This window comes from Stenotrophomonas sp. SrG (assembly GCF_050031795.1).
GTDB classification, from domain to species: Bacteria; Pseudomonadota; Gammaproteobacteria; order Xanthomonadales; family Xanthomonadaceae; genus Stenotrophomonas; species Stenotrophomonas rhizophila_A.
In genome coordinates, this window is record NZ_JBNBBE010000003.1 from 133,193 (window position 1) to 144,837 (window position 11,645).

8 protein-coding genes are annotated in these 11,645 nt (G+C 68.6%); 2 read left to right on the forward strand and 6 right to left on the reverse strand.

Annotated elements, in window-relative coordinates:
* Positions 1 to 36: 36 nt before the first annotated feature.
* Entirely contained in the window at positions 37 to 1,257 is a 1,221-nt protein-coding gene (locus ACQG3P_RS04225; RefSeq protein ID WP_426804302.1) for a multifunctional CCA addition/repair protein, read from the forward strand.
* Between the two features lie 209 nt (positions 1,258 to 1,466).
* Here ACQG3P_RS04225 and ACQG3P_RS04230 read toward each other — a convergent pair whose 3' ends face one another.
* The 6 genes from ACQG3P_RS04230 to ACQG3P_RS04255 all read right to left on the reverse strand — a co-directional run bounded on the left by ACQG3P_RS04230 (position 1,467) and on the right by ACQG3P_RS04255 (position 10,251).
* Positions 1,467 to 4,448, reverse strand: coding sequence for an autotransporter domain-containing protein (locus ACQG3P_RS04230; RefSeq protein ID WP_426804303.1), 2,982 nt, complete (start codon positions 4,446 to 4,448; stop codon positions 1,467 to 1,469).
* Positions 4,449 to 4,600: 152 nt separating this feature from the next.
* A complete protein-coding gene (locus ACQG3P_RS04235) occupies positions 4,601 to 5,668 on the reverse strand; it encodes an acyltransferase family protein (protein WP_426804304.1) in 1,068 nt (355 codons plus the stop codon).
* Positions 5,665 to 6,813: an N-acetylglucosamine-6-phosphate deacetylase gene (nagA, locus tag ACQG3P_RS04240; protein ID WP_426804305.1), complete on the reverse strand. Its 1,149-nt coding sequence runs from the start codon at positions 6,811 to 6,813 to the stop codon at positions 5,665 to 5,667. The genes ACQG3P_RS04235 and nagA overlap by 4 nt, the downstream gene beginning before the upstream one ends.
* Positions 6,813 to 7,841 carry an SIS domain-containing protein gene (locus ACQG3P_RS04245; RefSeq protein WP_068854024.1) on the reverse strand — a complete coding sequence of 343 codons (1,029 nt, stop codon included), beginning with the start codon at positions 7,839 to 7,841 and terminating at the stop codon, positions 6,813 to 6,815. Before ACQG3P_RS04245 ends, nagA begins: the two co-directional genes overlap by 1 nt.
* Before the next feature lie 7 nt (positions 7,842 to 7,848).
* Positions 7,849 to 8,916, reverse strand: a complete 1,068-nt coding sequence (locus ACQG3P_RS04250; protein ID WP_068854805.1) for a LacI family DNA-binding transcriptional regulator — start codon at positions 8,914 to 8,916, stop codon at positions 7,849 to 7,851.
* Between the two features lie 42 nt (positions 8,917 to 8,958).
* Positions 8,959 to 10,251: a sugar MFS transporter gene (locus ACQG3P_RS04255; protein ID WP_426804306.1), complete on the reverse strand. Its 1,293-nt coding sequence runs from the start codon at positions 10,249 to 10,251 to the stop codon at positions 8,959 to 8,961.
* A gap of 414 nt (positions 10,252 to 10,665) precedes the next feature.
* On the opposite strand from ACQG3P_RS04255, the gene ACQG3P_RS04260 reads away from it, so the two are divergent.
* On the forward strand, positions 10,666 to 11,637 hold the full coding sequence (locus ACQG3P_RS04260) for a glucokinase family protein (RefSeq protein WP_068854807.1): 972 nt from the start codon (positions 10,666 to 10,668) through the stop codon (positions 11,635 to 11,637).
* The last annotated feature ends 8 nt before the right edge of the window (positions 11,638 to 11,645 follow it).

Here is an 11,645-nt window from a genome sequence, read left to right on the forward strand (position 1 = left end):
GGATCGGTGCCAGGCCGGTCGTGGCATGATTCCCCCATGAAGATCTATCTCGTTGGCGGCGCGGTTCGCGACCGCCTGCTCGACCGCCCGCCTGGCGACCGCGACTGGGTCGTCGTGGGCGCCACCCAGCCGGAAATGGAAGCGCTGGGCTACAAGGCCGTGGGCAAGGATTTCCCCGTATTCCTGCACCCCGACTCGGGCGAGGAATACGCGCTGGCGCGGACCGAGCGCAAGTCCGGGCGCGGCTACCGGGGCTTCGTTGTCGATGCCGATCCCTCGGTGACGCTGGAAGAAGACCTGCTGCGCCGGGACTTCACCATCAACGCCATTGCCTGCGATGAGGCCAGCGGCGAACTGGTGGACCCGTACGGCGGCGTGCGCGACATTGAACAGCGCGTGCTGCGGCATGTGGGCCCCGCCTTCGTGGAAGATCCGCTGCGGGTGCTGCGCGCGGCGCGTTTCATGGCGCGCTTTGCACCGCTGGGCTTTACCGTGGCGCCGGAAACGATGCAGCTGATGCGGCAGATCGCCGACAGCGGCGAGCTGGATGCGTTGGTGCCGGAACGGGTCTGGCAGGAACTGCGCCGCGTGCTCGGTTCGGTGCAACCGTCGGCCTTCCTGCGCACGCTGCACGATGCCGGTGCGCTGGAGGCGGTGTTGCCCGAACTGGACGCGCTGTACGGGGTGCCGCAGCGTGCCGAGTACCACCCGGAGGTGGATACGGGCGTGCACCAGGAAATGGTCAGCGATATCGCCGCGCAGCTGGCGCCGGGCGATGATCTGGTGGGATTCGCCGCGCTTACCCACGACCTGGGCAAGGCACTGACTCCGCAGGCGGAATGGCCGCGCCATGTGATGCATGAGCAGCGCGGGCTGGAACCGCTGCGTGCGCTGTGTGATCGCTTGAAGGTTCCGCTGGATCACCGTCAGCTGGCCGAGGCGGTGTGCCGCGACCATCTCAACGTGCACCGCATCGACGAATTGCGCGATGGCACGGTGCTGGAGCTGCTGGGCCGTTGCGATGGGTTCCGGCGGCCGGAACGGATCACCAGGATCGCGGTGTGCTGCGAGGCGGATGCGCGTGGCCGCCTCGGCTTCGAGGATCGGCCGTACCCGCAGGGTGAAACACTCAAGCGGCTGCACCAGGCGGCGTTGTCAGTACAGGCCCGCGATCTCGACCTTGCCCACCTGAAGGGCCCGGCGGTGGGTGAAGCACTCGCGCAGGCCCGCATCAGGGCGATTGCTGCAGCCCGGTGAACGCGCCGTCGCACCGGACGCAGGTCGAGGTAGGGTTGGTTCCCGAACAACCGTCCTCAGCGATTCCACGCCCGGTAACGCATGACCGGCGGTGAAGCAAAAAATCCGGCTTCACCAAAGGTCATGCCGTAACCGGTCACTGGGGATTCCACGGTGGTCGATCCGGATGCGACCCTACCGGTGCCGACCGCCATGGGGAGGCCTGCCGGCTAGAAGTCGAAACGCAGCCCGATGTTGCCCTCGATCACCTTGCGCTCCTTCTGCCGGCTGCTTTCCAGGTCGCGGGTGTAGTCGGCGACCGCGAACGCGCTGACGTTGGCGTTGAAACGCGCCACCACGCCGAACCCGACCTCCAGCGCGCGTGAATCCTGCTGGTTGATGATGCGGTTGGTATCGAAGTCGATGCGGTCTTCCCCATCGAGCGTCTGCCAGTAGTTGAGCTTGAAGTACGGTTGCCAGCCGTTGCCGGCGATCTCGTAGTCCGCAGCCAGGCGTACGCCGGCGCGCCCGGTCCAGGCGTTGTCGGCGTTGAAGCGAAGCTGCGCGATGCGGTCGGCGGCATCGTCCACCGAGGTGCGCTGCCAGATCACCTGCAGTTGCGGCTCCAGCCACCAGGCCGACTGGCCGAAGCGCAGCAGCGGCTTGCCCACTTCCACCGATGCGGTGGTGCCATCGCCGTCCACGTCGATGCCGATGCCGCGTGCGGAGGTCGCCTCGCCGTCGTAGCGGCTCTGCATCACCACCACGTCGAGGTAGCCGCCGGCGCTGCCGGCGCGTGTCCAGTACAGGCCCATGTGCTTGTCGTCCAGGCGGGTGCGCCCTACCGCGACATTTTCCCAGCCGATCGCAAAGCCGTTGACGTTGCCCTGCGCGCGGGTACGGCCGACGAACACGCCGAACTGGTCGCGGTGCGCATCGCCTGCGTTCGCGTACAGATCCAGGCCAGCCTGCACGCCCTGGATGTCGCCATCGAATCCGGGCTGGGCATCGCCCTCCCAGTGCTGCTCGTGGCTCTGCCCGACCAGGCGCGCCCATGCGGCCCGCACGCCGCCCTGGCCGGCGAGGATGCGCTGCTCACCCTGGCGCTCGTGGAAGGTACCCAGGCTGGCCAGGCTGGTCTCGCGCAGCAGGGGCGGCACCACCGAGTAGAGGCCGGTTTCCAGCCGGTACAACGGCACGATGGCCTCTTCCGACGGGCGTGCGTCAGGCGTGGGCGGCTCTGCCAATGGCCCGGGAACGGCGGCCACTTCGGTCGGCACCGGCGGCGGCACGTCGTCCTGCGGCGGCGCGGCCGGCGGTGGCGGGGCCGGCTCCGGCGGCGGCGCGGGCTCGGCCGCCACCGGGTCGGGGTTTTCGGGAACGTCCGGTGAGGGGGGCGGCGGCAGCGCAGGCGGCGGCGTCCCCAACGCCTCCGGCGGCGGTGGCTCAGGTGTCACCGAGCCCAGACCGATGGGCGGTGGGGCCGGCGCGGCGACCACACCGTTGACTACGGTCGAACGCAGATACCAGTTCTCGCTGCTCCCTGCGCTGACGCCACCCTTGAAAAGGAAATACTCGTACGCGCCGGCGGCAACCGGTGCATACAGCGCGAACGCGCCCGGGCTGGTGCTGGCACCGTTGATCGCCTGCACCACGAGGATGCCGTCGGCCACGGTTTCGGCACCGGCACCGCCCGCGTTGAGGATGCCCACCCCCGTGGTCCCGCTGGCCACGCCATTGGAGATCACCAGCCGGTCCGATGCGGCGTCGTCGGCACCCAGCACGGTGTCCAGGTACAGCGCACCGCCATTGCCGGTGTAATTGCCGGCGATGGTGAACGCATCGCCGGCGCCGCCACCGCCGTTGGTCAGGTCGATGCGGCCGGCATTGGTAACGTTGACCGGCAGTGCTGCGTTGAAGGCGACAATGCTGGCGTTGACGCCCCCGCCGAACAGCGTGCTGGTCGCGTCCACGTCGAGCGCGCCGGTACCGCTTCCGGTATCGCCCAGGCGCAGGTCGCCGTCGAAGGTCAGCTGGCTGTCAGTGGCCAGCGTCATCGATTCCCAGCCGGTGAAGCGGGCCACGCCATCGGTCTTGACGTTGTCCATGCTGAGCGTGTCAGTGCCCAGGCCGCCGTCAAAGCCCGGCAGCGCGCCAAGGTAGGAGACGTTGAGGTCGGCCAGCGTGGCGGTGTCGTTGCCTTCCCCGAAATCGACCAGGCCGTGCACCACGCCGCCACCACGCCAGTCGAAGCGGTCGTCGCCAAAGCTGAGGCGGATCTCGCCGCGCACGGTGCCGCCGGTGATGGTGACCGAATCATTGCCGCCGCTGACGCTGATGTTGCCGCCGATGTATCCATCGGAGAGCACGATGGTGTCGTTGCCGAACCCGGTAACCAGGTTGCCGTCGATGGTGCCACCGGACATCAGGAAGGTATTGTCTTCCAGCTTCATGTTGACCCGGCCGATGCGGCCGCCGGTCATTTCGCCGTAATCGCCATCATCGAACGCGCCGACGATGCGCCCGTCGGTCATGCGGAAGCGGTCAAGGCCATCGCCCTGCAGCAGCGCGCCGATGCTGCCGCCGGTCATCAGGAACGTATCGATGCCCGAGCCCTGCTGCACGGTGCCGGACACGGTGCCGCCCGAGACCTCCAGGCTGTCCGCGTCGGCGCCCTGGTCGATGCTGCCGACGGTGCCGCCACTGAGGGTGATGGCATCGTTGCCCGCGCCCTGCAGGACGCTGCTGCTGATGCTGCCGCCAAGCATGTCCAGGCGGTCGGCGCCGGCGCCAAAGATGATGCCGGCGGTGCTGCCGCTGATGACGCCGCGGTTCACCACCGTGGTCGCCGCGTTGGTGAGGATGCCCACGCCACTGGCGCTGGTGATGCTGCCACTGTTGTCGATGCGGTGTCCGCTGCCGCCGTTCAACGCGATCGCGGCACCACTGGCGATGCCGAGCTGGGCGCCGGCCTGCACGTTGACGGTGACATTGCTCGAGCCCGACACGCTGGCGATGGGCGTGGTCTGCGGACTCGGTGCCGCTGCCGTGCAGGTAACGGTCTGTCCGGTCGTGGGTGAGGTGCTGTCGCACCCGGCCCAGGCCGGCGCGGTGGTGGTGGCGAGGAGGAGGCCGCCGCAGGCCACGCGCAGGCTGCGCGCGATGCCTGCCGCCAGACGGGAACGTGGCGGAGTCGCATTCATGGGACGCATTGACCGTTCCTTTTCCAAAGAAGGGAATTACGGTTTGCCGATGCGTCCCCCGTAACCTTACGCAGGCCGGCGAAGGTACTTTTACTGTCCGGATGTGAGGCGGAGGTAAAATTTGGGCGGTTTCTGGATATTCACGGAAACGGTCCGCGCATTCATATTTTCAGGTACACCCCGCGGCGGTCCAGCGCCCACGCGACGACCCACCAGAACAGCACGAACCCCACGGCGCACAGCAGCGACGCCAACGCGGGCATGCCCGGCAGCGCGCGGGCCAGCGCCGCGTAGTACGCGGCCCATGCGCCGCTGGCGATCAGCACCAGTGCCATCACAGACGAACCCAGGTAGGCCGCGATCGCGTTGACCCCGAATCGGCGGCCCAGTGCCGGCCAGTGCCAGCGGTCGACCAGCAGGTGCGCCAGCAGCAGCGCGACGATCGACAGGCCGCCGGTCCACAGGACGTAGCTGGGCGTCCACAGGTTCTTGTTGAAGGGCAGCACCGGCGCCAGCAGCAGGCCGCCGCCGAGCAGCACCAGCCCCAGGCCGCCCAGCGCCCCCACGTTGCCGGCTCGCAGCCAGCGGCCGGCGATCAGGCCCAGAAGCGTGGTGGCGAGAGCGCCGGCCGTGCTGAGCAGGCCCTCAGGGTCGTGGCCCAGCCGGGTCACGGCGTCGTATTTATAGAGGAACGGAGCAAACAGTGCGGTGTCCACCCGGCTGACCGGGTTCAACCACGGCGCCAGCGTATCCGCACCCAGCAGCAATGCGGCATAACCCAGCAGCAGGCCTGCCAGCACGGCCCACTGCGTGCGCGCACGGGTGTGGATCGCCAGCAGGCCGACCACCGCCACGCACACGGCGATGCGCTGCAGCACGCCCCACAGCCGGTACGCCGGCAGCTCGAACAGCCACCATGCCAGCACGTGCAGCAGCGCACCGGCGAGCAGGATGCGCAGCGCACGCTGCAGCAGCGTGCGGGCCAGCGCCGGCCGCAACGTGGGATCCGCCGCGCGCGGTGCGAGGCTGTAGGCCAGCGACACCCCGGCAATGAACAGGAACAGCGGGAAAATCAGGTCCGTGGGGGTAAAGCCGTGCCAGTCCGCATGCAGCAGCGGTGCGAACACATGGCTCCAGTCGCCGGGGTTGTTGACCAGCAGCATCGCAGCCACGGTCAGCCCGCGCAGGGCATCGATCGAGCCCATGCGCGAAGAGGAAGGCGTGCTCATGCGTCCTCGCGCTCGCCGGCGATCCAGGTCGCGCGCACCTGCAGCGCGTCGTCGAGGAGCACCAGGTCGGCCTGGTAGCCCTCGGCGATCTCGCCGAGGCGATCATCCACGTTGAGGAACTGTGCCGGGTAGCGCGAGGCCATCCGCGCGGCCTCCTCCAGCGACAGGCCCAGCAGGTCCACTGCATTGCGCACGGCGGTGGCCATGTCCAGCGCCGAACCGGCCAGCGAACCGGCGGCATTGCGCACCACGCCGTCCACGGCGGTGATCACTTCGCCATAGAGCTCGTAGCTGGGGCTGTCGGCACCCACCGGCGGCATCGCATCGGTGACCAGCATGACCTTGCCCTGGGGCTTGGTTGCCAGCGCCACGCGCAGGCTGGCCGGGTGTACGTGCACGCCGTCGGCGATGATGCCCACCCAGCTGCCGCGATCTTCCAGCGCCGCACCGACCGCACCGGGCTCACGCCCAGTCAGTGGCGACATCGCGTTGTACAGGTGGGTAAAGCCGCGGATGCCCGCCTCCAGCCCCGCGCGTGCTTCCTCATATGTTGCAGCGGTGTGCCCGGCGGCGACGATCACCCCGCGTTCGACCAGCGCGCGGACGCTGTCCAGCGGCACCCGTTCCGGGGCCAGGGTGAGCAGGGTCACGCCGTTGTCGAGCGAGGCCGCCATCGCGATCTCATCGGCATCGGGCACGCGGAACTTGTTCGCATCATGGGTGCCCTTTCGGGCCGGCGCGATGTACGGGCCTTCCAGGTGGATGCCGATCACCCCGGGCACGCCATCGGCAATCGCCTGGCGGGTCGCGTCAATCGCCGTGCGCATCACCTGCACGTCGTCGCTGATCAGCGTCGGCAGCAGCGCGGTGGTGCCGAAACGACGATGTGCGGCGGCCAGCGTGCGCAAGCTCTCCACGTCGGGCGTGTTGTTGAACAGCACGCCACCGCCACCGTTGACCTGCGCATCGATGAACCCAGGCAGCAGCCAACCACCGCCCAGATCCACCTGTTCGGCCGCACTGCCCAGCTGCGGGGCGGCGTCGGACACCAGCGCGGTGATGCGCCCGGCTTCGATCACGAGCGCGAGATCATCCCGGAAGCCGTCAGCGGTAAGGATGCGGGCATTGCGCAGGACGGTCTTCATCAGACGGTCTCCGTAACCTTGTTCAGGTGCGGCGGCAGGTCCGGGTTGTGCCCGCGACGCAGCGCCAGTGCGTTGATGGCCTTGTAGAACGCCTGCACGGTCAGCAGCGGCGCGCAGGCCGGGTGCGGTGCCTGCGGCAGCGGCAGGTCGCCATCCGGGGCAGCCAGCCAGACCTGCGCGTCGCGCGCCGCGAACTCGGCGGCGACCGCGCGGGTGCCTGCGCCGGTTTCATCAGGCTGGGCGAAGGCCAGCACCGGGAAGCCCGGGCCCACCAGTGCCATCGGCCCGTGCTTGACCTCGGCCGAGCTGTAGGCTTCGGCGTGCAGGCCGCAGGTTTCCTTGAACTTGAGCGCCGCTTCCTGGGCCGCGCCCAGGCCCAGGCCACGGCCGACCACGAACAGGTTGTGCGCCGGCACCAGGCCGTCGGTCAGGGCGGACCAGTCGCTGTTCCAGGCCTGGCGCAGTGCGTCGGGCAACGTGCGCAGCGAGGCGATCAGCCCGGCATCCTGGCTCCAGTACGCCACCAGCTGCAGGATCGCCGACAGCGAGGCGAGGTAGCTCTTGGTGGCTGCCACGCTGCGTTCGGCGCCCGCGCCCAGTGGAATCACGGTTTCGGCCAGCTGCGCCAGCGGCGAATCTTCCACGTTGACCAGTGCCACCACGCGCGCACCGGCCGCGCGCGCGGCCTCGGCGTTGCGCAGCAGGTCCGGGCTCTTGCCCGACTGCGAAATGACGATGTACAGCGCGCCGCGCAGCTGCAGCGGGGATTCGTACACCGAGCCCACCGACGGCGAGGCCGAGGCCGTCACCAGGCCCAACTTGGTTTCCAACAGGTACTTGGCGTACGTGGCGGCGTGGTCGGAACTGCCGCGCGCGCAGGTCACCACGAACGGCGGCGGCGCCGCGCGCAGGGTCGCGGCCAGCGTCTGCACCGTCGCTTCGTTGCGCGCGAACTGCGCGGCGATCACGTCGGCCGCTTCGGCGGCTTCGCGGAACATCAGGGTGTCGTGCGGGGCTGGCAGGGACATGCGGGACTCAGGTGGTTTCAGGGGTGGGGGGCCGCGTGCCGACCGGCCGCATCGGCGCGGTCGAACCGCGCACGACCAGCTGCGGTACGAAGCCCTGGTTCTGCAGCTGCAGCGGCGCATCGTCATACGCATCGCTGCGCAGCTGCGCGATCAGCAGGCGCGCGGCATGCCGCGCGATGTCTTCGGTGGCCTGCTTTGCGGTGGTCAGCGGCGGCCACGACTGGCGCGAGAACGGGCTGTCCTCGAAGCCGGCAATGGACAGGTCGTAGGGCACGTTCATGCCGGCCGACTTGGCTGCGGCGAGCACGCCGGCGGCGATTTCATCGTTGGAACCGAAGATCGCGGTGGGCGGCTCGCGCAGCGCCAGCAGCCGGCGCGCGCCACGGAAACCGTCGTCGAAGGTGTAGTCGCCCTGCACCACCAGGTGCTTGTCCACGGTCATGCCGTAGTCGCGCAGCGCGGCTTCGTAACCGGCATGGCGTTCGCCGCTGGAGCGGTGCGAGGAGCCACCCCAGAGGAACCCAATGCGCTGGTGGCCGAGCTGGATGAGGTGTTCGGTGATTTCGTAGGCGGCCTCGCGGTCGTCCACGAACACGCACGCGCCATCCTGCGGATCGGCGGTGGCGGCGATGATGCGGACCAGCTTGATGCCGCGCGCGGTCAGCGCGGCGACCAGGTCGCGGCGTTCGGACATCGGCGCGGTCAGCACCAGCCCGGCCAGGCGCGAACGCTGCACCCAGTCGGCGAGCTCTTCGGCCAGCATCGGCGAACTGGAATCGCACGGGTGGATCTGCAGCCCGAAGCCGGTCTCGCGGCACGCGGCCAGCACGCCGTTCTGCACACCAATGATGTGGTACGGGTTGGGGTTGTCATAGACCAGCCCGATCACCAGCGTGGTGCCGGTGCGCAGGTTGCGTGCGGCGGGATCGGGCTCGTAATCGAGTTCGGCGATGGCGCGCAGCACGCGCGCGCGCGTGGCCTGCATGACCGACGGTTCGTTGTTGATGACCCGCGAAACGGTCTTCAACGACACCTTGGCCCGTTCGGCGACATCCTTGATGGTCGCTCTACGCATGCTCTTTTCCTGGCTCACCGGTTGGGCGTCCATGATCGCCGATCACTGCCCGTCGCGGGGCAGCCCGACCCGGTGGCCGCGCAGGGAGTAGAACAGGATGTAGAGGTAGCACGGGACCATCAGGCCCGCGAACACCCACTGGAAGTCGAAATGCTGCTTCAGCACGGCGAACGCCTGCGGGATGATCGCGCCACCGGCGATGGCCATCACCAGCAGCGCCGAGCCGGTTTCGGTGAAGCGGCCCAGGCCCCGGATCGCCAGCGGGAAGATCGCCGGCCACATCATGGCGTTGGCAAAGCCCAGCGCGGCCACGAAGCCGACCGACACATAGCCATGGGTGAACAGCGCACCGATGCAGAACAGCACGCCCAGGCTGGCCGAGATGCTCAGGTAACGCTGCTGCGAGACCAGGTGCGGAATCAGCGCCAGGCCGGCCAGGTAGCCCACCAGCATGGCGAACAGGGTGATGGAGGTGAACAGCTTGGTCTGGTCCAGCGGCAGGCCGAACCCGTGCCCGTAGGTGCCGATGGCATCACCGGCCATCACTTCCACGCCCACGTACACGAACAGGCACAGCACGCCCAGCCACAGGTGCGGGAACTGGAAGATGCTGCTGCGTTCGGCCAGGCCGGGCGCGCGCGCCGGGGTGGCGTTGGCTTCGGCGGTCTTGATTTCCGGCAGCGGCGAGAACAGCACGCCCACCGCCAGCACCACCAGCAGGCCGGCCATGGCCATGTACGGCATCTGGATCTTGGCCGCGAAGGTATCCAGCAGCGCGTTGCGGGTCACCGGGTCGGCGCTGGCGACCTGTTCGGACAGGTCGCCGATGCCGTGCAGCACCAGGGTGCCGATCAGGAACGGGGCGATCATGCCGGCGATCTTGTTGCAGATGCCCATCAGCGCGATGCGGCGCGCGGCGGTTTCGATCGGGCCCAGGATGCTGATGTACGGGTTCACCGCCGTCTGCAGCAGGGCCAGGCCGCTGCCGATGATGAACAGGCCGCCGAGCGCACCGGGATACCAGCGCTGCTGCGCGAAGTGCGCGAACACCACCGCACCGGCGGCCATCACCAGCAGGCTCAGGCTCAGGCCCTTCTTCATGCCGGTGCGCTTGAGGATCCACGAGGCCGGCAGCGCCAGGAAGAAGTAGGACAGGTAGAACACCATCAGCACCAGGAAGGCGCCGACCTCGTCCAGTTCAAAGGCCAGTTTGACGAAGGTGATCAGCGGGCCATTGAGCCAGGTGAAGAAGCCGATCAGGAAGAACAGCACCCCGATGATGAGGATCGAAGTGGCCACGCTCGAACGCGCGGTAGCAGCAGGCACGGCAGACATCTGGAGGGCTCCTGCATCGACGGCACGCGGGCGGCGTCGGAAGAGTGGCTGGGAACAACGTTGTCACATTTATTCGATGGGCCACCCGGCTTTGTCAACAATTGGTTTCTGCGCAGATCGCGGAAAACCGCATGCTGCAGCTGCACAGAAACCCCGCAACGCCCCGCTGCGCCTTCACACAGCCCCTGATTGCAACGGCTTTACGAAATCTTGACGGGAGTGGACTGAAAACGTTTTCTTGTGACGCAGGTCGCTGCGCCGCAGCATCGAAAGTGTAAGGTTGTCGTTGACATCGTTGTCAGAACGATTACAGACTCCGCTCAATCGCCGGGGTCCAGACCTGGCCGTACGTATCCCAAGGGAGCCCGTGTGACCGCAGCCGCCCACGCCGTATCGGCCAACGCCCCCCTCTCGATGCCGCCGTTCCTGGCGGCCGACGTGGGCGGCACGCATGTCCGCGTGGCCCGTGTACAGGCCAGCCCGGACCCGGCCCATCCGGTCCAGCTGCTTGAGTACCGCAAGTTCCGCAACGCCGACTACGCCGGCCTGAGCGCGATCCTGCAGGCCTTCATCGCCGACGGCGAGCGCCCCGCGCACTGCGTGGTGGCCACCGCCGGGTATGCCCGCGAAGACGGCACGGTGATCACCGCCAACGTGCCGTGGCCGCTGTCGGCGCGCCAGATCGAGGCCGACCTCGGCCTGGAAACGGTGTACATCGTCAATGACTTCGAAGCCGTGGCCTACGCCGCCGCGCAGGTCGATGCCAGCGGCGTGCTGCAGCTGACCGGCCCGGCCACCGCCCCGCGCGGCCCGACCCTGGTGGTTGGCCCGGGCACCGGGCTGGGTGCGGCGCTGTGGATCCCGACCGCGCATGGCGCGGTGGTGCTGGCCACCGAAGCCGGCCAGCCGACGCTGGCGGTGAGCACCGAGCTGGAAATGGCGATCGTGCGGCAGATGCAGCGCGACCTCGCCCACGTCTCGGTCGAACATGCGCTGTCCGGCCCGGGCCTGATGAACCTCTACCGCGCCCTGTGCGCGATCGAAGGCCAGCCGGCCGTGCTGGCCACGCCCGATGCGATCACCGCCGCGGCCGTGGGCAACCAGGACGCACTGGCCCGCCAGAGCCTGGACGTGTTCTGCGGCCTGCTCGGCAGCACCATCGGTGACATGGCGCTGCAGTACGGCGCCCACGGTGGCGTGTACCTGGCTGGCGGCATCCTGCCGCAGATCCGCGAATACCTGTTGAACAGCACCTTCGTGTCCCGGTACCTCAACAAGGGTCCGATGCGCGAGGCGCTGGAACGCATACCCGTGAAGGTGGTCGAGCACGGGCAGCTGGGCGTCATCGGCGCCGCCAGCTGGTACCTCGGCCGCACGGACGCTTGATCGCACGC

Coding starts and splice junctions, on each gene's coding strand:
- ACQG3P_RS04225 (WP_426804302.1), top strand. CDS start 37: ATGAAGATCTATCTCGTTGGCGGCGCGGTTCGCGACCGCCTGCTCGAC.
- ACQG3P_RS04230 (WP_426804303.1), bottom strand. CDS start 4,448: ATGCGTCCCATGAATGCGACTCCGCCACGTTCCCGTCTGGCGGCAGGC.
- ACQG3P_RS04235 (WP_426804304.1), bottom strand. CDS start 5,668: ATGAGCACGCCTTCCTCTTCGCGCATGGGCTCGATCGATGCCCTGCGC.
- nagA (WP_426804305.1), bottom strand. CDS start 6,813: ATGAAGACCGTCCTGCGCAATGCCCGCATCCTTACCGCTGACGGCTTC.
- ACQG3P_RS04245 (WP_068854024.1), bottom strand. CDS start 7,841: ATGTCCCTGCCAGCCCCGCACGACACCCTGATGTTCCGCGAAGCCGCC.
- ACQG3P_RS04250 (WP_068854805.1), bottom strand. CDS start 8,916: ATGCGTAGAGCGACCATCAAGGATGTCGCCGAACGGGCCAAGGTGTCG.
- ACQG3P_RS04255 (WP_426804306.1), bottom strand. CDS start 10,251: ATGTCTGCCGTGCCTGCTGCTACCGCGCGTTCGAGCGTGGCCACTTCG.
- ACQG3P_RS04260 (WP_068854807.1), top strand. CDS start 10,666: ATGCCGCCGTTCCTGGCGGCCGACGTGGGCGGCACGCATGTCCGCGTG.